Annotated in this window: 17 protein-coding genes; 11 read left to right on the plus strand and 6 right to left on the minus strand. The window is 64.9% G+C overall.

Annotated features, from left to right (window positions below):
• Positions 1-89: 89 nt before the first annotated feature.
• From CEJ42_RS05245 to CEJ42_RS05280, 8 genes are all read left to right on the plus strand, one after another.
• Positions 90-1,820, plus strand: coding sequence for an IlvD/Edd family dehydratase (locus tag CEJ42_RS05245; protein WP_079215764.1), 1,731 nt, complete (start codon positions 90-92; stop codon positions 1,818-1,820).
• Between the two features lie 355 nt (positions 1,821-2,175).
• Positions 2,176-3,144: a C-terminal binding protein gene (locus tag CEJ42_RS05250; protein WP_088750255.1), complete on the plus strand. Its 969-nt coding sequence runs from the start codon at positions 2,176-2,178 to the stop codon at positions 3,142-3,144.
• Positions 3,145-3,405: 261 nt separating this feature from the next.
• Complete coding sequence (locus CEJ42_RS05255; RefSeq protein WP_088750256.1) at positions 3,406-4,491, plus strand: ABC transporter ATP-binding protein; 1,086 nt, start codon at positions 3,406-3,408, stop codon at positions 4,489-4,491.
• Between the two features lie 238 nt (positions 4,492-4,729).
• Complete coding sequence (locus tag CEJ42_RS05260; RefSeq protein ID WP_079215767.1) at positions 4,730-6,061, plus strand: ABC transporter substrate-binding protein; 1,332 nt, start codon at positions 4,730-4,732, stop codon at positions 6,059-6,061.
• 188 nt (positions 6,062-6,249) lie between these two features.
• Positions 6,250-7,149: a carbohydrate ABC transporter permease gene (locus CEJ42_RS05265; RefSeq protein ID WP_088750257.1), complete on the plus strand. Its 900-nt coding sequence runs from the start codon at positions 6,250-6,252 to the stop codon at positions 7,147-7,149.
• Complete coding sequence (locus CEJ42_RS05270) at positions 7,149-8,030, plus strand: carbohydrate ABC transporter permease (protein ID WP_088750258.1); 882 nt, start codon at positions 7,149-7,151, stop codon at positions 8,028-8,030. The genes CEJ42_RS05265 and CEJ42_RS05270 overlap by 1 nt, the downstream gene beginning before the upstream one ends.
• Before the next feature lie 217 nt (positions 8,031-8,247).
• On the plus strand, positions 8,248-8,820 hold the full coding sequence (locus CEJ42_RS05275) for a TetR/AcrR family transcriptional regulator (protein WP_088750259.1): 573 nt from the start codon (positions 8,248-8,250) through the stop codon (positions 8,818-8,820).
• A gap of 138 nt (positions 8,821-8,958) precedes the next feature.
• A complete protein-coding gene (locus CEJ42_RS05280) occupies positions 8,959-9,837 on the plus strand; it encodes an NAD(P)H-binding protein (protein WP_088750260.1) in 879 nt (292 codons plus the stop codon).
• Positions 9,838-9,947: 110 nt separating this feature from the next.
• Here CEJ42_RS05280 and CEJ42_RS05285 read toward each other — a convergent pair whose 3' ends face one another.
• The 4 genes from CEJ42_RS05285 to CEJ42_RS05300 all read right to left on the minus strand — a co-directional run bounded on the left by CEJ42_RS05285 (position 9,948) and on the right by CEJ42_RS05300 (position 14,835).
• Complete coding sequence (locus tag CEJ42_RS05285; RefSeq protein WP_165774388.1) at positions 9,948-11,267, minus strand: c-type cytochrome; 1,320 nt, start codon at positions 11,265-11,267, stop codon at positions 9,948-9,950.
• Positions 11,268-11,280: 13 nt separating this feature from the next.
• Complete coding sequence (locus CEJ42_RS05290) at positions 11,281-13,062, minus strand: GMC family oxidoreductase (protein WP_088750262.1); 1,782 nt, start codon at positions 13,060-13,062, stop codon at positions 11,281-11,283.
• 2 nt (positions 13,063-13,064) lie between these two features.
• Positions 13,065-13,787, minus strand: a complete 723-nt coding sequence (locus CEJ42_RS05295; RefSeq protein WP_079215774.1) for a gluconate 2-dehydrogenase subunit 3 family protein — start codon at positions 13,785-13,787, stop codon at positions 13,065-13,067.
• Positions 13,788-14,067: 280 nt separating this feature from the next.
• Positions 14,068-14,835, minus strand: a complete 768-nt coding sequence (locus CEJ42_RS05300; RefSeq protein ID WP_088750263.1) for a dienelactone hydrolase family protein — start codon at positions 14,833-14,835, stop codon at positions 14,068-14,070.
• Positions 14,836-15,133: 298 nt separating this feature from the next.
• Between CEJ42_RS05300 and CEJ42_RS05305 the strand changes: the two genes are divergently transcribed.
• From CEJ42_RS05305 to CEJ42_RS05315, 3 genes are all read left to right on the plus strand, one after another.
• Entirely contained in the window at positions 15,134-16,285 is a 1,152-nt protein-coding gene (locus CEJ42_RS05305) for a YjgN family protein (protein ID WP_088750264.1), read from the plus strand.
• Between the two features lie 4 nt (positions 16,286-16,289).
• On the plus strand, positions 16,290-17,282 hold the full coding sequence (locus tag CEJ42_RS05310; RefSeq protein WP_088750265.1) for a M48 family metallopeptidase: 993 nt from the start codon (positions 16,290-16,292) through the stop codon (positions 17,280-17,282).
• A gap of 106 nt (positions 17,283-17,388) precedes the next feature.
• Positions 17,389-17,724: a hypothetical protein gene (locus CEJ42_RS05315; RefSeq protein WP_088750266.1), complete on the plus strand. Its 336-nt coding sequence runs from the start codon at positions 17,389-17,391 to the stop codon at positions 17,722-17,724.
• A gap of 8 nt (positions 17,725-17,732) precedes the next feature.
• On the opposite strand, the gene CEJ42_RS05320 is transcribed toward CEJ42_RS05315, so the two are convergent.
• Both CEJ42_RS05320 and CEJ42_RS05325 read right to left on the minus strand, forming a co-directional pair.
• Positions 17,733-19,127 (minus strand): MmgE/PrpD family protein, encoded by a 1,395-nt coding sequence (locus CEJ42_RS05320; protein ID WP_243397788.1) that lies wholly within the window; start codon positions 19,125-19,127, stop codon positions 17,733-17,735.
• A gap of 108 nt (positions 19,128-19,235) precedes the next feature.
• A complete protein-coding gene (locus CEJ42_RS05325) occupies positions 19,236-20,027 on the minus strand; it encodes a transporter substrate-binding domain-containing protein (RefSeq protein ID WP_079215780.1) in 792 nt (263 codons plus the stop codon).
• Positions 20,028-20,094 lie beyond the last annotated feature (67 nt).

Genomic DNA, 20,094 nt, shown 5'->3' on the forward strand with positions numbered 1-20,094 from the left:
ACAGCACCGTACGCGCCAAGCCGCGTCCGGCATTTTGATTTGCGCGGGCGACGCCGAAAGCGGCGCGCCCGCCATCGAGGGAATCCCACATGACTGACGATACCAAGAAACTCACCCGCCGCAGCCAAGCCTGGTTCGGCCGCCAGGACCGCGACGGCTTCATCTACCGCTCCTGGGTCAAGAACCGCGGCATCCCGCACGACCAGTTCGACGGCCGTCCGGTGATCGGCATCTGCAATACCTATTCCGAACTCACCCCCTGCAACTCGCACTTCCGCGCCCTGGCCGAACAGGTCAAGATCGGCATCTGGGAAGCCGGCGGCTTCCCGCTGGAATTCCCGGTGATGTCGCTGGGCGAGACCCTGCTGCGCCCGACCGCCATGCTCTACCGCAACCTGGCCTCGATGGACGTGGAAGAGTCGATCCGCGCCAACCCGCTGGACGGCGTGGTGCTGCTGATGGGTTGCGACAAGACCACCCCCGCCCTGCTGATGGGCGCGGCCTCGGTCGACGTGCCGACCATCGGCGTGTCCGGCGGCCCGATGCTGTCGGGCAAATACCGCGGCAAGGAAATCGGCTCGGGCACCGGCGTGTGGCAGATGTCGGAAGACGTGCGCGGCGGCAAGATGACGCAGGAAGAATTCTTCGAAGCTGAAAGCTGCATGCACCGCTCGCACGGCCACTGCATGACCATGGGCACGGCCTCCACCATGGCCAGCATGGTCGAAGCGCTGGGCGTGGGCCTGCCGCACAACGCCGCGATTCCCGCGGTGGACGCGCGCCGCAACGTGCTGGCGCGCAGCGCCGGCCGCCGCATCGTGGACATGGTCAAGGAAGACCTGGTGCTGTCCAAGATCCTGACCCGCGCCGCCTTCGAGAACGCCATCCGCGTCAACGCCGCCATCGGCGGCTCCACCAACGCGGTGATCCACCTGCTGGCCATCGCCGGGCGCATCGGCATCAAGCTCGACCTGAAGGACTGGGACGACATCGGCCAGAAGCTGCCCTGCCTGCTGGACCTGCAGCCATCGGGCAAATTCCTGATGGAAGACTTCTACTACGCCGGCGGCCTGCCGGCCGTGATCCGCCAGCTGGAAAGCGTGATCGACAAGTCCGCCCTCACCGCCAACGGCAGCACCCTGTGGGACAACTGCAAGGACGCGCCGAACTGGAACGAGGAAGTGATCCGCTCCTTCGACAAGCCGTTCAAGGAAGCCGCCGGCATCGCCATCCTGAAGGGCAACCTGGCCCCGGACGGCGCCGTGATCAAGCCCTCGGCCGCCACCCCGGCGCTGCTGAAGCACCGCGGCCGCGCGGTCGTGTTCGAGGACAGCAACGATCTGCACAAGCGCATCGACGACGAGAACCTGGACGTCGATGAAACCTGCGTGCTGGTGCTGAAGAACTGCGGCCCCAAGGGTTACCCGGGCATGGCCGAAGCGGGCAACATGCCGCTGCCGCCGAAAATCCTGCGCAAGGGCATCACCGACATGGTGCGCGTCTCCGACGCCCGCATGAGCGGCACCGCCTACGGCACCGTGGTGCTGCACGTGTCGCCGGAAGCGGCCGCCGGCGGTCCGCTGGCGCTGGTGCAGAACGGCGACTTCATCGAGCTGGACGTGGAAGCGCGCAAGCTGCACCTGGACATCAGCGACGAGGAACTGGAACGCCGCCGCGCCGAGTGGAAGAAGCCGGAGCCGCATTCGAACCGCGGCTGGGTCAAGCTCTACGTGGATCACGTGCAGCAGGCCAACCTCGGCGCCGACCTCGACTTCCTGGTCGGCAAGAGCGGCGCCTACGTGCCCAAGGACAATCACTAAGCATCAGCAGTCGCAGCAAACCGGGCGTCACGGCAGCCGACGCAAGATCGCCACCCGGCGCCCGGTCTATCAACACCCCTTTGGATAAACGGTTGGATCGGACACACCAGAAACAGAAATAGCATCAGAGTACATCCACGCCCTTGCGAACAGAGCCACAGGCCGGCGCAGCGGTGCGGAAGCATTAGTCGAAAAGGAAGCGCGTGCGCGCCATGCGGCACGGCGATGCAGGCGCTTCCCGGAAGTTCTGAAAACATGCCGATGGCAAGCCCCCCCCGGCGCAACGCGACCAGCGACATGTTTTCAGGACTTCCGGCATCAGGTGGACCGAGACAACCATCATGGAGACGAAGCAATGAAAGTACTGATCACCGATTACGATTTCCCCGACGTCAACCTCGAGCTGGAGCTCTACAAGGCTGCCGGCGTCGAAGTGGTGACGGCGCAATGCCGCACCGAAGAGGAAGTCATCGCCGCATCCGAAGGATGCCAGGGCTTGCTGGTGCAATATGCGCCGGTCAACGCCAAGGTATTCGCGGCACGCCCCGAAATCCGCATCGCCAGCCGCTACGGCGCCGGCTTCGACACCATCAATACCGAGGACGCCGCCAAGCATGGCGTGTGGGTCGGCAACTCGCCCGACTACGGCGTGGGCGAAGTGGCCACGCATGCGCTGGCCATGGCGCTGGACCTGATCCGCAACATCACCGTCTACGACCGCGCCGTGAAGGCCGGCGAGTGGCACTACACCACCGCCGGCATCATCCCGCGCGCCTCCGAGATGACCATCGGCATCATCGGCCTGGGCCGCATCGGCAAGCGCATGGCGCATATCAGCCGCAACGTGTTCAAACGCGTCATCGCCTACGACCCGCACATCATCGACGGCGATTTCCCCGCCTACGTCGAGCGTGTCGGCCGCGAAGAACTGTACCGGCAGGCCGACGTAGTCTCGCTGCATACGCCGCTCAACGACGAGACCCGCAACATGGTCGACAGCTCGCTGTTGAAACTCCTGAAGCCGCAAAGCTACCTGGTCAACTCGGCGCGCGGCGGCCTGGTCAAGATCGACGACCTGCTGGCGGCGCTCGACGGCGGGCAGCTCAAGGGCGCGGCGCTGGATGTGTTGCCGGTCGAACCGCCCGAAACGGCATCGGCTATCGTCCAGCACAAGCGTGTGCTATTGTCGCCGCACGCGGCGTTCTACTCCGACGTCGCGGCGCGCGAACTGCGTCGCAAGGCGGCCCAGAACCTGATCGACTGGGACCGCACCGGACGGCCATCCTACGTGGTCGTCGAAGGCAAAAAAGACAACAGAAAATAATTCCCTGGCAACAGGGATCGCCAACGGGCCGGCGCGCACAGGCAAGCGCACGCCGGCCGACGCAGCAACATCGCCGGCGCCTGCCGCCTGCGGTGCAAGTGTAGAGGGGACGCCCGATCCCCGCATGCCGCCGCCCCACCCCGGTACCACAGGCCGGCATCCATGAATTAAAAGAAAGAGCTTTCGGAACGTCCGCTCCCGTGCGTCTGCATGGAACCGGTTCCGCCAGCATCAACGAGGATACACACGAGGAGCAATTGCATGGCATCAGTACAGATTCGCGCAGTCAAGAAACAGTTCGGCAGCACCCAGATCATCCGCGGCGTCGACATCGACATCGCCGACGGTGAATTCACCGTGCTGGTGGGCCCGTCCGGCTGCGGCAAGTCGACCCTCCTGCGCATGCTCGCAGGACTGGAAGAGATCAGCGGCGGCGAAATCCTGATCGGCGGCACCGTGGTCAACAACGTGCAGCCCAAGGATCGCGACATCGCCATGGTGTTCCAGAACTACGCGCTGTATCCGCACATGACGGTGCGCGACAACATGGCCTTCTCGCTGACGCTGGCCAAGAAGGAGAAATCCTTCGTCGAGGAGCGCGTCAAGAAGGCCGCCGACATCCTCGGCCTGAACCAGCTGCTGGATCGTTTCCCGCGCCAGCTCTCCGGCGGCCAGCGCCAGCGCGTGGCGATGGGCCGCGCCATCGTGCGCGATCCGCAGGTGTTCCTGTTCGACGAGCCGCTGTCCAACCTCGACGCCAAGCTGCGCGTGCAGATGCGCACCGAGATCAAGGAACTGCACCAGCGCCTCAAGACCACTTCGGTCTACGTCACCCACGACCAGATCGAGGCGATGACCATGGCCGACCAGATCGTGGTCATGCGCGACGGCCTGGTGGAGCAGCGCGGCCGTCCGCTGGACCTGTATGACCATCCGGCCAACCTGTTCGTGGCCGGCTTCATCGGCTCGCCGGCGATGAACTTCATTCCGGCGACGCTGCGCAAGGGCGGCAACGGCGCCGAGGTCGAGTTCGCCGACGGCACCCGCCTGCCCGCCCCCTACGGCAGCAACCTGGAGGGCAACGACGGCCAGAAGGTCACCTACGGCGTGCGTCCGGAACACCTCTCCATCGGCGGCGCCGGCCAGGGCATCGCGACCAAGGTCATCGTGGTCGAGCCGACCGGCGCCGACACCGAAGTGTTCAGCCGCTTCGGCGACGCCAGCCTGACCTCGATCTTCCGCGAGCGCCACAACTTCGGCGCCGGCGACACCATCCACCTGGTCCCGGACCACACCCGCACGCACCTGTTCGACGCCGAATCGGGCAAGACGCTGGCGCGCGGCTGATCATCAGTTTCGTTCGCCGGACCTCGCGCCCGGCATCGTAGTCGAGAAGCAGAAGCACCATCAGCATCAGCAGCAGCAACAAGAAAAATCCGTAAAAGAGTCGCCAGCAAAGCACCGGTGGCGAGGCGCGGCAACCAAGGCAGTACGAAAGTACGACCAGGCGGCGCAACGCGGCCGGCGGTGCTTTGCTGGCGACTCTCAGCGGTCCATTCCACTTTCAACCGAAGGAGTAGGAGACATGAGCAAGCTGACAAGACGCGATTTCCTGGTAAGCAGCGCCGCCGCAGCGGCCGCATCGAGCGTGGGCATGAATGCCTTCGCTGCCGGTCCCGGAGCCGCCGGCGCCGACAGCATCAAGTACCCGATCGAATCCGGCGCCACGCTGCGCGTGCTGCGCTGGAAGCGCTTCGTCCAGGGCGACGAAGACCTGTGGAACGCCAACGTCAAGAAATTCACCGAACTGACGGGCGTGGCCGTGCGTACCGACAGCGAAGGCTGGGAAGACGTGCGTCCGAAGTCGGCCGTGGCCGCCAACGTGGGCAGCGGTCCGGACATCGTGCTGGGCTGGTTCGACGATCCGCAGCAGTATCCGACCAAGCTGGTCGACATGACCGACCTGGCCGACTCGCTGGGCAAGCGCTACGGCGGCTGGTACGACGTCTGCCGCAAGTACGGCACCAAGGACGGCAAATGGATCGCGCTGCCGCTGGGCGTGATCGGCAACGCCCTGGTCTATCGCGAAAGCCAGATCAAGGCCGCCGGCTTCGACGCCATCCCCAAGGACACCGCCGGCTTCCTGAAGCTGTGCCAGGCCCTGAAGGCCAAGAACACCCCGGTCGGCTTCGCGCTGGGCAAGGCGGTGGGCGACGCCAACAACTGGGCGCACTGGCTGCTGTGGTCGCACGGCGGCAAGCTGGTCGACAAGAGCGGTAAAGTGGCCATCAACTCGCCCGAGACCAAGGCCGCGCTGGAATACGCCAAGCAGCTGTACGCCACCTTCGTGCCCGGCACCCTGTCGTGGCAGGATCCGTCCAACAACAAGGCCTACCTGGACGGCCAGATCAGCATGACCGCCAACGGCATCTCGGTGTACTACGCGGCCAAGAACTCGACCGAAGCCAAGATGCAGGAAATCGGCAAGGATACCCAGCACGCGCACTTCCCGATCGGCCCCGCCGGCAAGCCGACCGAGCTGATGCAGATCACCCAGATGATGGTGTTCAAGCACACCAAGTTCCCCAACGCGGCCAAGGCCTTCGTGCAGTTCATGTTCGAGCCGGACCAGTACAACCCATGGATGAAGGCGTCCATCGGCTACGTCAGCCAGCCGCTGAAGGCCTACGAGAAAAACCCGATCTGGACCGAAGATCCCAAGGCCACCGTGTACCGCGACTCGGCCTCGATCATGCTGGACCACGGCCACGAAGGCCCGCTCGGCCAGGCGTCTGCGGCTTGCATGGCCGACTATGTGGTGGTGGACATGGTGGCCGAAGCGGCCAGCGGCTCCAAGACCATCCAGCAGGCGATCGACCGCGCATCCGACCGCGCCAAGCGCTTCTACAAGGCTTGATGCACGACTGATGCCGTGATTCCGGCGCGGGCTGCACTGCAGTTCGCGCCGGCGATGAGCCGCCGGGTTCCCTCCGGGCGAATGGGCAGGTTGTCAGGGCCTGCCGGCCTCACCCGGTTCATCGCACATCGAGAGACAACAGCATCCGCCGCGCGGCTTGCCGGGCGGCGACTCAACCGAGGCGAATTATGCTATCCCGTTTCATGAATAACCGTAACGTACTGGGCATGCTGTTCATGGCGCCGGCCGTGATCCTGCTGGTGGTGTTCCTGACCTACCCGCTGGGACTGGGCGTGTGGCTGGGCTTCACCGACACCAAGATCGGCGGCGAAGGCAGCTTCATCGGCCTGGACAACTACACCTACCTGTTCGGCGACTCGCTCGCGCAGCTGTCGTTGTTCAACACCATCTTCTACACCGTCAGCGCCAGCATCCTGAAGTTTGGCCTCGGCTTGTGGCTCGCCATTCTGCTGAACAAGAACGTGCCGATGAAGACCTTCTTCCGCGCCATCGTGCTGCTGCCCTGGATCGTTCCCACCGCACTGTCGGCGCTGGCGTTCTGGTGGCTGTATGACGCGCAGTTCTCGGTCATCAGCTGGGCGCTGACCAAGATGGGCCTGATCGACCATTACATCGACTTCCTCGGCGACCCGTGGAACGCGCGCTGGTCCACCGTCTTCGCCAACGTCTGGCGCGGCATCCCGTTCGTGGCGATCTCGCTGCTGGCCGGCCTGCAGACCATCTCGCCTTCGCTGTATGAAGCGGCGGCCATCGACGGCGCCACACCGTGGCAGCAGTTCCGCCACGTCACGCTGCCGCTCCTGACCCCGATCATCGCGGTGGTGATGACCTTCTCGGTGCTGTTCACCTTCACCGACTTCCAGCTGATCTACGTGCTGACCCGCGGCGGACCGTTGAACGCCACCCACCTGATGGCCACACTGTCGTTCCAGCGCGCCATTCCCGGCGGCGCACTCGGCGAAGGCGCGGCGCTGGCAACCTACATGATTCCCTTCCTGCTGGCAGCGATCATGTTCTCGTACTTCGGCCTGCAACGTCGCGGCTGGCAACAAGGAGGTGACAAATAATGGCCAAGAAACAAGACGACCAGCAGGAAACCCAGGGCATGGATTTCTTGCAGTCCACCCCGCGCCGCTGGGTCACGATCTATATCCCGCTGCTGATCTTTCTGTTCGTGCTGCTGTTCCCGTTCTACTGGATGGTGATCACCGCGTTCAAACCCGACGGCGAGCTGCTCTCACAGACCGGCAATCCGTTCTGGGTGATCGCGCCGACACTGGCTCACTTCAAGAAGCTGCTCTTTGAAACCCAGTACCCGGCCTGGCTGCTCAACACCGTGATCGTGTCGGTGGTCTCCACCTTCGCCTCGCTGGCGGCCAGCGTGTTCGCCGCCTATGCGATCGAACGCCTGCGCTTCCAGGGCTCCAAGCAGGTCGGCCTGGGCATCTTCCTGGCCTACCTGATCCCGCCCTCGATCCTGTTCATCCCGCTGGCGGCGATCGTGTTCAAGCTGGGCCTGTTCGACACGCGCTGGGCGCTGATCCTGACCTACCCGACCTTCCTGATCCCGTTCTGCACCTGGCTCTTGATGGGTTACTTCCGCTCGATCCCGTATGAGCTGGAAGAGTGCGCGCTGATCGACGGCGCCACGCGCTGGGAGATCCTGGTCAAGATCATCCTGCCGCTGGCGGTGCCGGGCCTGATCTCGGCCGGCATCTTCGCCTTCACGCTGTCGTGGAACGAGTTCATCTACGCGCTGACCTTCATCTCCTCCTCGGAAGTGAAGACGGTGCCGGTGGGCATCGTCACCGAGCTGGTCGACGGCGACGTCTACCACTGGGGCGCGCTCATGGCGGGCGCCCTGCTGGGCTCGCTGCCGGTGGCGGTGGTGTATTCGTTCTTTGTGGAGTATTACGTGTCGGGCATGACGGGGGCGGTGAAGGAGTAGTCCCTGGCAACAGTTGTCATCCCCGCATCAAACAAGGCCCGCGCAAGCGGGCCTTGTCGTTTCCGGCGTTGCGTTGCCTTATCCGCCTTCACTCCCCTCTCCCTCAGATCGGTCAAATGCCCCGCCGTTGCTGGTGGGCGACGCCGCTTTTCATCCTTGATTTTATTTAGATGATGACTATAATCTAAATAACTCGCACAACAAGGGTGGCACAGCCATGAGAAAGTCCAAGGAAGAAACGGCCGAAACGCGCCGCCACATCATCGACACGGCGGCCAAAGAGTTCCGCCTCAACGGCATCCAGGCGACCGGCCTGGCGGCGCTGATGTCCAAGGCCGGCCTGACGCACGGCGGCTTCTACCGGCACTTCGAATCCAAGGAGCAGCTGGTGGCCGAGGCCTGCGCGGCCGGCATGACGCACATTGTCGACGTGTTCGAGAACACCGCCAGGCGCTGTTCCGACGAAGGCGGCTACCAGGCCATGGTCGAACGCTACGTCTCCACCGCCCACCGCGACAACGCCTCCGGCGGCTGCCCGCTGGCCGGGCTGGGCAGCGAGCTGGCGCGCGCCGATTCCGATACGCGCGCGGCCGCCTCACGCGGCTTCAATGAACTGGTCAACGTCATGACCGCCCACATCCGCGCGGAGTCCGACGCCCAGGCGCGCTCGCGCGCCGTCTTCGCGCTGGCGGCGATGATCGGCGCGGTGACGGTGTCGCGCATCATCGAGGATGAGCAGGCGTCCACCGCCGTGCTCGACGATGTGAAGCGGCACCTCGACGCCATGTAGCCCCGCCCCTTTTTCCTTTGCCTTGCTCCACACCGACGCCGCCCGGCCCCGCCGGGCGGCGCAGGAGAAGTGTTGTCCTTTTTTTCGCGCCCGAGGCGCAATTGATCCATCCTCATCCAACCCTGAAGGAGTCGCATCATGCAGCAACGCAAATATCTGGTCACCGCCGCCGCCGGCAAGACGGGCGTGCATACCGTCAAGAACCTGCTGGCCGCCGGCCATGCGGTACGCGCCCTGGTGCATCGCGAAGACCAGCGCAGCAAGGCCCTGCAGGAGGCCGGCGCGGAAGTGGTGGTGGGCGACCTGCTCAGCCACGACGACGCCATCCGCGCCGCCGCAGGCACCAGCGCCGCCTACCTGTGCTATCCGGTGCGCCCCGGCTTCATCCAGGCCACCGCCTACTTCGCCGACGCCGCCAGGCGCGCCGGCCTAGAAGCCGTGGTGAACATGTCGCAGATCTCGGCGCGCGAAGATTCCAAAAGCCACGCCGCGCGCGACCACTGGATCGCCGAGCGCGTATTGGACTGGTCCGGCGTGCCGACCGTGCACCTGCGCCCGACCTTCTTCGCCGAATGGCTGATCTTCCCCTGGGTGCGCAACACCGTGGTGCAGGACGGCAGAATCACCCTGCCCTACGGCGAGGGACGCCATGCCGCGATCTCCGCGCAGGACCAGGCGCGCTTCATCGCCGCCGTGATGGCCGCGCCCGCAGGACATGTCGGCAAGACCTATACCCTGACCGGCCCGGTTGAAATGAACCACTACGACATCGCATTGAAGATGAGCGAGGTGCTGGGTCGCAAGATCACCTATGCGCCCTCCACCATCGCCCAGTACCGCGAGCACCTGGCGCAATTCGACCTGCCGGAATTCCTGGTGCAGCACTTCTGCGAAATCGCCGTCGACTACCAGAACGGCATCTTCTCCGGCGCCAATGACCTCATCGGCCAGGTCACCGGCCAGCCCGCGCAGACGGTGGAGGACTATGTGCGGCAGCATCGCCAGGTGTTCGCCTAAAGCCTGGCTCGACGCGGTACGGCCATAAAAAATGCGGCCATCCCCGCGAAGGGATGGCCGCATCATCGGCCTGCGTGGCCGGCGCCCAAGCGCCGGCTCAAGCTGCCGTCTTACTTCTTGGCCACCGTACCGCTGTCGGCGCCTACGGTCTTCTTGGGCAACTCCTTGCGCACCTTGGCCACATCGCTGGCCGAGACGGCGCCGGCGTTGTTGCCCCAGCTGCTGCGGATGAAGGTGACGATTTCAGCCACTTCCTGGTCCGTCAGGCGATCGTGGAAGGCCGGCATCGCGAACTGCGTCGGGCCCTTCTGGGTCCACGGCATTTCCGCGCCTTCCAGCACGATCTTGATCAGCGACACCGGATTGTCGGCGTTCACCGTCGCGCTCTGGGACAGCTGCGGGAAGGTTTCCGTCCAACCCTTGCCGCTGCTGCGGTGGCAGGCGGCGCAGTTGTTCAGGAAGCCCATCGCACCCGGGCTCTGGTCGGAACCCTTGCGCAGCGCCTGGTGCGTCTTGTCGTCGTAGGCCAGCGGTGCCACGCCATCCTTCACCGGCTTGAGCGACTTGAGGTACTTGGCGATGGCCGACAGATCCTCGTCGGTCATGTGCTGGGTGCTGTTGGCCACCACATCAGCCATGCCGCCGAACGCCGCGGAGTGGCTGTTGCGGCCGGTCTTGAGGAAGGCCACGATGTCGCCTTCGCTCCAGCTGCCCAGACCGTCACGCGCGTCGCCGCGCAGGTTGTTGGCGAGGAAGCCGTCGATCACGCCGCCCGAGAGGAACTGCGTGCTGTCGTCGGTCAGCGCCTTCTCCTGCATGCCCACGCCGCGCGGGGTGTGGCAGGCGCCGCAGTGACCCAGGCCTTCGACCAGGTACTGGCCGCGGATCAGCGGGCTGTTGTCGTCAGCACCGTCGACCGCGACGTTGGGCGCGAACACCTTGCGCCAGATCGACAGCGGCCAGCGCATGGACAGCGGCCAGACGATGTCGACACCCTTGTTGGGCGTCGGCTCGGCCTTCACGCCGTTCATGAAGTAGGCGTACAGCGCCTTGACGTCGGCCGGCTTGACCTTGGCATAGGACGGATACGGCATGGCCGGGTACAGCGACGCGCCATCCTTGCGGATGCCATGACGCAGGGCCTTGTCGAAGTCGTCTTCGCTGTAGTTGCCGATGCCGTTGTCCTTGTCCGGCGTGATGTTGGACGAGTACACCATGCCGATCGGCGTGGCGATGGGCAGGCCGCCGGCGAAATCCTTGCCGCCCTTGGCCGTGTGGCAAGCCACGCAGTCGCCGGCCTTGGCCAGGTATTCGCCGCGCTTGACCAGCTGCTGGTCGGCCGGCGCGTTCTGGGCCCAGGCCGTGGACGTCGCGAAAGCGGACAGCGACATGACTGCCGCGACAGCGGCGATGAAATGTTTCTTGATCATGGTCGTTATCCTCTTATGCCTGAACCAGCGGGCCGGGGTTTTTCAGATACTGCTCGCGGATCGCCTTGGCGGAGTGATACGCCAGCGCCGTGACCAGGCCGGTCGGGTTGTAGCCCATGTTCTGCGGGAACGCCGAAGCGCCGTAGACGAACACGTTGGGCACGTCCCAGCTTTGCAGGTACTTGTTGACCACGCTGTTCTTGGGCGTAGTGCCCATGATCGCGCCGCCGGTCAGGTGGGTCGACTGGTACACGCGGGTATCCCACGAGGAGCCGGCCTTGCGCACCGCCTTGACCACCTTCTCCGGGTTCATCGCCTGGCCGACCTTTTCCATCTGGCTGCCGACGTAGCTCAGCATCTTCTCTTCGTTTTCCTTCCAGTTCAGCGTCATGCGCAGCAGCGGCTGGCCGTTGGCGTCCTTGTAGGTCGGATCGAGCGAGAGATAGCAATCGCGGTAGGACATCACGGAACCGGACATGCCGATGGTCAGGGTGCGCTGGTAAGCGTCCTGCACACTGCCCTTCCACTCCGAGCCCCAGTTGGGCACCTTCTCGCCCGGCAGGGTGCCGGCTTGCTTGATGGGACGGCCGCCGTAACGCACGTGGCGCACGGAAGCACCGCCGATGAAGCCCAGCGGACCGTGGTCGAACTGGTCGGCGTTCAGGTCATCCATGCCCACGCCGCCGGCGCCGGTGCCGATGAACGGGTTGAACTGGGTGCCCTTGGGCATGACCACGTTGATGCCGCCGTTGTACTGGTAGGCGAAGTTCATGCCCACCACGCCTTCGCCGGTGACCGGGTCGTACGGCTTGCCGATGCCCGACAGCAGCAGCAGGCGCACGTTGTGCGTCTGGAATGCGGTCAGCAGCACCAGGTCGGCCGGTTGCTCGACTTCGCGGCCTTGCGCGTCGATGTAGGTGACGCCGGTGGCGCGCTTGCCCGATGCATCCAGGTTGACCTTGATGACTTGCGCCTTGGTGCGCACTTCGAAGTTCTTGCGCTTGAGCAGCACCGGCAGGATGGTGGTCTGCGGCGACGCCTTGGAGTACATGTAGCAGCCGTAGTTTTCGCAGAAGCCGCAGTAGTTGCAGGGGCCGATGCGCACGCCGTAGGGGTTGGTGAACGGTTCGGAAGCGTTGGCCGCCGGCGCCGGATACGGGTGGTAGCCGACGTCGCGCATGGCCTTCTCGACCAGCGAGGCGCTGTATTGGTAGGTCAGCGGCTTGGTCGGGAATTCGTCGCTGCGCGCGCCTTCCAGCGGGTTGCCGCCGGGGACGATCTTGCCCTTCAGGTTACCGGCCTTGCCGGACACCGCCATCACCTTTTCGGAGAAGTCGTAGAACGGTTCCAGTTCCTCGTAGGTGACGCCGTGATCCTGGATGGTCATGCCTTCGGGGATGAACTTCTTGCCGTACTTCTGCTCATGGTGGGTACGCATGTTCAGTTCTTCGGGCAGGTTGCGGTACATCATGCCGTTCCAGTGGAAGCCGGCGCCGCCGACGCCGTCGCCCAGCAGGAAGGAGCCGTGCTGGCGGTAAGGCACCGCCGTGTCGCTCATGGTGTGACGGATGGTCACGGTTTCACGCGAGAGATCCTGGAACAGCGCGCCGCGCACCGAATACTTCAGCTCGTCGACCGCCTTCGGGTACGGCGTATCGGTATTGGTGTCGCGCATGTCGCCGCGTTCCAGCGCCAGCACGTTCAGACCGGCTTCGGTCAGTTCCATCCCCATGATGGCGCCGGTCCAGCCCAGGCCCACCATCACCACATCTACTTTGTCTTTTTTGATAGCCATGATCAGCCCTTCTCTCCCAGAATCGACACAGGGCCGTATGGATATTTCACGTTGTACTGGTCAACCCAGTCCAGGTAGTCGGCGCGCGCGCCGGGGAAGCCGACCATCTTCCAGCCGCCCATCTTCTGGTTGCCGCCGTACATCGGATCGGCGAAGTAGCCTTCCTTGGTATTGCCCAGCATGAAGTTGAAGAAGGTCTTGGCCGGCACGGTCTCGAACTGCACCTTGCCGCCTTCCATCATGTGCAGCACTTCCAGCTGCTTGGCCTTGTCCAGCTCGGCGAACACCTTGCCCATGTTCTTGGTGCACCAGTCGTTGCAGGCGGCGATGCCCTGGCGATAGATGTCGCGCGGCACCAGCGAGAGCTGGTAGCCCAGTTCGGGGGCGCTGTCCGGGTGGAAGGGGCCTTGCATGTACCACAGCTTGCCCGCGCCGTATGGGGTTTCCATCTGGCGGTCGATGAATTCGGGCACGCCGGTTTCCAGGGCGCCGGCGCCGTACTGATCGGAGGGAATGAGATGGTCGACGGCGGCGTTGATGAACGCCCATTCGGCCGCGTTGAAGTAGGTCGGGGTGTAAGCGCGCGGCTTGCCCGGTTCGGAATTGTCGGCGATCGCCGGCTGGCTGACTGCGACTGCGGTGGCTCCGCCTAGCGTGCTGGCTGCTGGGACGATGGCCAATACCTGACGCAGGAAACGCCGCCTCGGCTCTTTATCTTGGGACATGACTATCCTTTGGACTGTGGTGGATTGAGGAGAGAACTGACGGGCGATAGGACAGCGCCGGCCGCAGGGATGAGTTCATCCCGGCTGCCGCCGATGACGGTTGCCTCTTGTAATTCCCGCCGTCCGGCTCCTGGCGCCGAACGGAAGAAAATGCTTTGACTCTGGTGAAGACGACTTGCAAAAAGCTGTGCACGTTGGCTTGCTGGTTTCATCATCGAAAACAACTGGCTGGGAAACACGCCGCCGGCATTCCCGTGGGGAAGGCCGGCGGCTTGAAGCTTTAAGCGAACAGTTCGCCGAAGAAGTTCTTCAGGGCCACCGACGCGCGCTGCGCGGTCTGGCGATGGTAGAAGAAGCCCGGATTGTTGGCGTCCGGATCGGTGAAGGAGTGCCCGGCCTGGCCGTAGTTGAGCAGCTGCCAGTCGATGTTGGCCGCGCTGGCCTCGTCGATGAAGGCATTGACCATCTCGCGCGGCACCGACGGATCCTGCACCCCGTGCAGCACCAGCACCGCGCCCTTGAACTGGCTGGCGCCGGGGTTGGGCGTATCGAGCGCGCCGTGCAGCGACACCGTGCCGCGCACGTCGGCGCCGGAACGCGCCAACTCCAGCGCGGCGGTGCCGCCGAAGCAGAAGCCGCAGGCGCCGAACTTGCCGGCCGCAATCGCAATCTTCGGCTGCTGGCGGAAGGCGTCCAGCGCCGCGTTCATGCGGCGGCGCAGTTCCGGGCGATCCTTCTTCAGCGCGATGATCACGGCCAGCGCATCGTCGGCGTTGGTCGGACGCACGGTCTTGCCGTAGACGTCGGCCACGAAGATGGCGTGATCCGGTCCCACCGTGGCGGCGGCGATTTCCAGCGCCTGCTGGCGGATGCCGAAGTAGTTGGGGACAGCCAGCACGCCCGAGACGGGAGGCTTGGCCTTGTTGAACAGCAGGACGTTCTCGTACTCGACGCCATCGATCGTGTGGACGATCGTCTCGATGGCGAGGTCAGCCGCTGCAATACCGAGTTTGTCGGCGATTGCCGCTGCATTCCAGGTGTGGGACATGTTGGCTCCTTTGGTTGGCGGGCTCCGGACATACCGGTGCGCAGGAAACTTTTTTGTTGGCGCGAAAGCGCACAATCAATGCAATCCGACTGTGCTTAGCCCGCTATGTTCGCACAAACCTTGCAGCTCTGCAGGAGGTCATACCAGTTGGCGCAAGGAAAATGCGAGGGCCGTCCATGCATCCTCCCTACAAGCCACAGCCCGCATGGCGCATGCTTGACTTTTTACTGCGAGCAATAGATTCTTGCGCTCACCCGCACGGCAGCCTTGCTTTCACAACAAATTCAACAGGGGTTCCATGAGCGACATCCACGACCTGAACGGCCAGCCAGACGCCACGCCAGACCATGCATCCACGGCATCTCCCGGCTTCGGCGGCCACGACGGCGCGCCTGTCGCTGCTGCATCCATCCCCGCCGCGCCGCCCGAACGTTTCACCTTCAGCGGGCGCGGCTCCGAATACTTCCGCATCTGGATCGTGAACCTGCTGCTGTCCATCATCACTGTAGGCATTTATTCGGCCTGGGCCAAGGTGCGCCGGCTGCGTTATTTCTACGACAACACTACCGTAGCCGGCAACAGCTTCGACTACCACGGCAACCCGGTGGCCATCCTCAAGGGCCGCGTCGCCGCCGTGGTGCTGCTGTTCATCTACCACACCGCCTTCAGCATCGGTCCCACCCTGGGCCTGCTGGCGCTGGTGGTCATGGGCCTGGCGGTGCCCTGGCTGATCTGGCGCAGCCTGCAGTTCAAGCTGTACAACTCCAGCTATCGCGGCATCCGCTTCGGTTTTCGCGGCAGCGCCGGCGGCGCCTATCTCGCCTACCTGGTCGGCCCGGTGCTGTCGGCCTTCACGCTGCAGCTGCTGTGGCCCTTCGTGCACCAGCGCATCAAGCGCTTCCAGCACAATGAGTCGCGCTTCGGCACCACGCACTTCTCTTTTCACGCATCGCCGGGCGGGTTCTACAAGGCCTACCTGATCGGCATCGGTATCTGGCTGGCCGGCTTCATCGCCATCCTGCTGGCCTTCGGCAGCACAGTCGCCGCGATGGTTTCGCTGGGCAGCGGCGGCACCGACGACGGCGGCGGCTTGCCGATGTTCCTGGTGCTGCTGTCGGTCTACGCCTGGTCCTTCCTGGCGCTGCCGCTGTTCCTGACCCTGATGCAGAACCTGATCTGGAACAACACCCGGCTGGGCGAACACCGCTTCTCCAGCGACATGCGCTGGAGCCGGATGATGTTCATCATGTTCACCAACGTGATCGGCATCATCTGCACGCTGGGCCTGTATACACCCTTCGCCCAGGTGCGCGCGATGCGCTACCGGATCGAGGCCATGAGCCTGCACCCGGCCGGCAGCCTGGACGATTTTCTCGCCTCCGCCGAAGCGGCGGGATCGGCCGCCGGCGAAGGCATGACCGACCTGCTCGACTTCGACCTGTCGCTGTGATCCGATGCAGGTAGCGGCATTCTATTTCGACGGCAGGACCTCGCGGCGCTACGCGGTGACGCTGGAAGTGGCCGAGGGCGTGGCGCACGTGCGCGGCGAGGTCGAGCGCAGCGCGCCGATCTCGCAGCTGCGCGTGTCCGAACGTTTCAACCGCGCCGCGCGCAAGGTGACCTTCCCCGACGGCGCCTATCTGGAGATCGTCGACCGCGCAGGCTTTGCCGAACTGCTGGCCGCGACGCGCCACCGGGATTCTCTGGTGGTGCGCATCCAGCAGAACTGGCGCGCCACGCTGGCCGCCGCGGCGGCGCTGGTGCTGGTGGTGGTGCTGGGTTATCTGTATGTGCTGCCGGCGGTCGCCGGCGTGATCGCCGACGCGCTGCCGGTGGAGGTCGACCGCAAGGTGGGCATGGGCACGCTGGATTTCCTCGACAGTCATGTGATGGCGCCGACGACACTGCCGGCCGCGCGGCGCGACGCCATTACCGCGCGCTTTGGCAGCATGGCCGCGCCGCTGCCGGACGCGCCTGACTACGAGATCCTGTTCCGCAAAAGCAGGATAGGCCCCAACGCCTTCGCCCTGCCCTCCGGCCAGATCGTGGTCACCGACGAGATCGTGCAGCTGCTCGACGACGACGATGCGCTGATGGGCGTGCTGGCGCACGAGCTGGGCCACGTGCATCGCCGCCACCTGATGCGCCGCCTGATCCAGAGCACCGCGATGGGCGCGGTGGCCACCGTGCTGTTCGGCGATGTCTCGGCGGTGCTGGCCAACATCCCGACGCTGCTGCTGGACCTGAAGTATTCGCGCGACATCGAAACCGAAGCCGACGACTACGCCATCGCCATGTTCAAGGCCAACGGCATGCCGCGCCAGAAGCTGGCCTACGTGTTCGAGAAGCTCGACAGGAAGGGACATGAAGGCGGCGGCATGCCTCCGTATCTGTCCAGCCATCCGGCCGGCGAGGAGCGCATCCGGCATATCCTTTCCGCGCCCTGAAACGCGCGTCGCCTACGGACGAGCTGGGCAGACTGCGGCTAGGAATTTCCCCGATTTTGCGGGCGCGCATTGATCGTTAGAGTGGCGGGATCAAAGGAGTCCACGCATGAACAAACCGATCAGACTGGCCGTCGCCTCGGCCCTGCTGCTGAGCCAATGGGCCTGGGTGCAGCAGGTGCTGGCGGCCAAGACCGCCAACCTCAGCATCTCTGCCGTCGTCACCGGCAATTGCCGCATCCTGGCCCCGGAGGGCAGGAACGGATACCGCGTCCAATGCAGCGGCGGCGCGCAACATCCCCTGGTGCAAACCTCTTCCGGCAACGACGCCGATGCCGCGCCGGCGAACAACGCGCCGCGCCTGCGCGCGGTCAGCGGCAACGGCGGCAGCAATGGCAGCAGCAACTCGTCCTTGCCAACCCCGGTGACGACGCTGGTGTATTAAAGCCGTCCTCAGGCGGCCAACAGCCCTCGCACCGAACCGAAAGTCTCCAGCGCACGCAAGCGCGCCAGCCAATGCCGCGCCGGCGCAGATGCGGCATCGCCGCTCAGGCCGGCGAAGCCCAGGCAGTCCTTGAACTTGGCGTCCAGCTCACCGGCATCCAGCGGATAACGCGCCGCGCCGCGCGCGAAATCCCTGAAACCCTGCAGCATCCGGCCATCGGCCAGGGCAATGCTGACCTCCGCGCCTTCGGGCGCTGCGGCCCGGTACGCAGGATCGTCCCAGACCGCGCCGTGGACCATGCTGACCCTTTCCATCAGGCGGCGCAGGCGCTCATCGGCCAGCGTCTGCGCCGACAGGTGCTCCAGCCGCAGCGTGCCGTACAACAGCGACGCGGCAATCGCGAACGGCATGCTGAACTGCGCCTGCTGCGCGGTGCCCGGGTCGTCATGCACCAGGTTGGCGATCACGATGGGCGGCACGTTGCAGGTGATGGCGACGATGTCGTAGAGCCGGATCGCATGCTCCTGCACCAGCGCCATCGCCGCATCCACCGCCGCATGCGATGACAGGCAGACCGGTATGCGCTTGACGTCCACGCCCGGCGATTGCAGTCGCCAGTCGCAGCCCAGCGTATCGAAGGCCTGGCCGTCAAAGCGCCCGCCGTTGAAGAGCCGGGCAAAACCGTTGCGATGCTCGAAGGCGTCGGCCGGGCCGCTGGCTCCGCCCTGCGCCATCAACGCGGCCGTCATCCCGGCCTCGGCGGCACGGCCGGCGAGGAAGGCTTTCGCATCCGTGCCGAAGCAGGCCTTGATGCCGGCGGCGCCCGCGGCGGCCAGTCCCAGTGCTGCCGCCGTCTGCTTCACGTCCAGCCCCAGCAATTTTGCCGTGGCGGCGCACGCGCCTACCGGCCCCAGCACGCCGGTGGTCCACCAGCCCTGGTCGTAGAGGACATTGGCGGTGGCCGCTCCCAGCGCGTATTCGCACTCGGCGCCGGCGACGAAGGCGGTGATCAGCTGCGCGCCGTCGGCGTCGGCATATTGCGCGGCGGCCAGCGCCGCCGGCGCGATCACGGCCGAACCGTGCACGAAGCCGGCATAGCAGTTGTCGTCGAAATCCAGCGCATGCGCGGCGACGCCGTTGGCGAAGGCGGCGTGGCGCGGATCGCAGCTTGCGTCGGTGCCGACGATGCCGCACGGCCCAGCCGCTGCGGACAGCGACACCAGCGCGCGCGCATGCGCGGCGACCGCGGTGGCCGACCCCGCCGCGATGACGCCGATGGTATCGATCAGGCAGTTCTGCGCGATCGCGCGGATGGGGGCGGGAATGTCGCCGGCGGCGAGCGCGACGATCCAGCGCGCCATCTTCCCGACGGCGCCGTCCTGTTGGTGGGTTGCCTGTGTCACGGATGCTCCTGTTTCCATGTCCTGCAGAATGCTAAAAGGGATCAAAGTGCTCAAAGAAAAACGGCCGGCCCCGTCGGGAACCGGCCGCCGTCACGCGCAAGCTTGCGCTCAGTCCGGCAGCTGGCCGGCCGGTGCGCCCAGCCAGGTCTGCGAGAACTTGTCGATGGTGCCGTCGGTGCGCGCTTCGCGGATAACCATGTTGATCTTGGCCAGCAGCGTCGACTCGCCCTTGGGCATGGCGACGTAGCACGGCGCGTTGGCCAGGATCACCTTCAGCTCCATGTCCAAGTTCGGGTTCATCTTCTGCAGCGCGGCCGCAACCGTGGTGCCGGTGGCGAACATCTGGGTCTGCCCGGCCAGGAAGGCCGACAGCGTCGAGTTATTGTCCTCGAAACGCTTGACCTGCGCGCCCGGCGCCATCTGTTCCAGCTCCTGGTCCTGCATCGAGCCGCGGGTCACCGAGATGGTCTTGCCCTTGAGCTCTTCGAAGGTGGTGGCCTTGACCTTCTTGGTGCCGAACACGGCGTCGAAGAACGGCGCATAGGCGATGCTGAAGTCGACCACCTTGGCGCGCTCGGCGGTCTTGCCCAGCGAGGAGATGGTGATATCGGCCTTGTTGGTCTGCAGGTAGGCGATGCGGTTGGGCGCGGTCACCGGAATCAGCTCGACCTTCACGCCCAGCTTCTTGCCGATCAGGTTGGCCATGTCGATGTCGTAGCCGCGCGGCGTCATGTCGGTGCCGACCGAGCCGTACGGCGGATAGTCGGTGGGCACGGCCACGCGGATGGACTTGCGCGCCATGATGGTGTTGTACAGGTCGTCGGCGAAGGCATTGGCCGAGGAGAGACAGGCGACTGCCGCAGTGAGGCTGATCAGTCCGAGTAGCGAGCGGCGTTTCATGGAATATCCTTTCTGGCGTAAAGCGCAGTTGAATCGGTTGAGAAGGTTCATTCGAGAATGCCGGGGC

The sequence above is a fragment of the Herbaspirillum robiniae genome, from assembly GCF_002213415.1.
GTDB lineage: Bacteria > Pseudomonadota > Gammaproteobacteria > Burkholderiales > Burkholderiaceae_D > Herbaspirillum > Herbaspirillum robiniae.

Excerpts from the sequence above, each read along its gene's own strand:
- CEJ42_RS05245 (WP_079215764.1), top strand. The coding sequence starts at position 90 with ATGACTGACGATACCAAGAAACTCACCCGCCGCAGCCAAGCCTGGTTC.
- CEJ42_RS05250 (WP_088750255.1), top strand. The coding sequence starts at position 2,176 with ATGAAAGTACTGATCACCGATTACGATTTCCCCGACGTCAACCTCGAG.
- CEJ42_RS05255 (WP_088750256.1), top strand. The coding sequence starts at position 3,406 with ATGGCATCAGTACAGATTCGCGCAGTCAAGAAACAGTTCGGCAGCACC.
- CEJ42_RS05260 (WP_079215767.1), top strand. The coding sequence starts at position 4,730 with ATGAGCAAGCTGACAAGACGCGATTTCCTGGTAAGCAGCGCCGCCGCA.
- CEJ42_RS05265 (WP_088750257.1), top strand. The coding sequence starts at position 6,250 with ATGCTATCCCGTTTCATGAATAACCGTAACGTACTGGGCATGCTGTTC.
- CEJ42_RS05270 (WP_088750258.1), top strand. The coding sequence starts at position 7,149 with ATGGCCAAGAAACAAGACGACCAGCAGGAAACCCAGGGCATGGATTTC.
- CEJ42_RS05275 (WP_088750259.1), top strand. The coding sequence starts at position 8,248 with ATGAGAAAGTCCAAGGAAGAAACGGCCGAAACGCGCCGCCACATCATC.
- CEJ42_RS05280 (WP_088750260.1), top strand. The coding sequence starts at position 8,959 with ATGCAGCAACGCAAATATCTGGTCACCGCCGCCGCCGGCAAGACGGGC.
- CEJ42_RS05285 (WP_165774388.1), bottom strand. The coding sequence starts at position 11,267 with ATGATCAAGAAACATTTCATCGCCGCTGTCGCGGCAGTCATGTCGCTG.
- CEJ42_RS05290 (WP_088750262.1), bottom strand. The coding sequence starts at position 13,062 with ATGGCTATCAAAAAAGACAAAGTAGATGTGGTGATGGTGGGCCTGGGC.
- CEJ42_RS05295 (WP_079215774.1), bottom strand. The coding sequence starts at position 13,787 with ATGTCCCAAGATAAAGAGCCGAGGCGGCGTTTCCTGCGTCAGGTATTG.
- CEJ42_RS05300 (WP_088750263.1), bottom strand. The coding sequence starts at position 14,835 with ATGTCCCACACCTGGAATGCAGCGGCAATCGCCGACAAACTCGGTATT.
- CEJ42_RS05305 (WP_088750264.1), top strand. The coding sequence starts at position 15,134 with ATGAGCGACATCCACGACCTGAACGGCCAGCCAGACGCCACGCCAGAC.
- CEJ42_RS05310 (WP_088750265.1), top strand. The coding sequence starts at position 16,290 with ATGCAGGTAGCGGCATTCTATTTCGACGGCAGGACCTCGCGGCGCTAC.
- CEJ42_RS05315 (WP_088750266.1), top strand. The coding sequence starts at position 17,389 with ATGAACAAACCGATCAGACTGGCCGTCGCCTCGGCCCTGCTGCTGAGC.
- CEJ42_RS05325 (WP_079215780.1), bottom strand. The coding sequence starts at position 20,027 with ATGAAACGCCGCTCGCTACTCGGACTGATCAGCCTCACTGCGGCAGTC.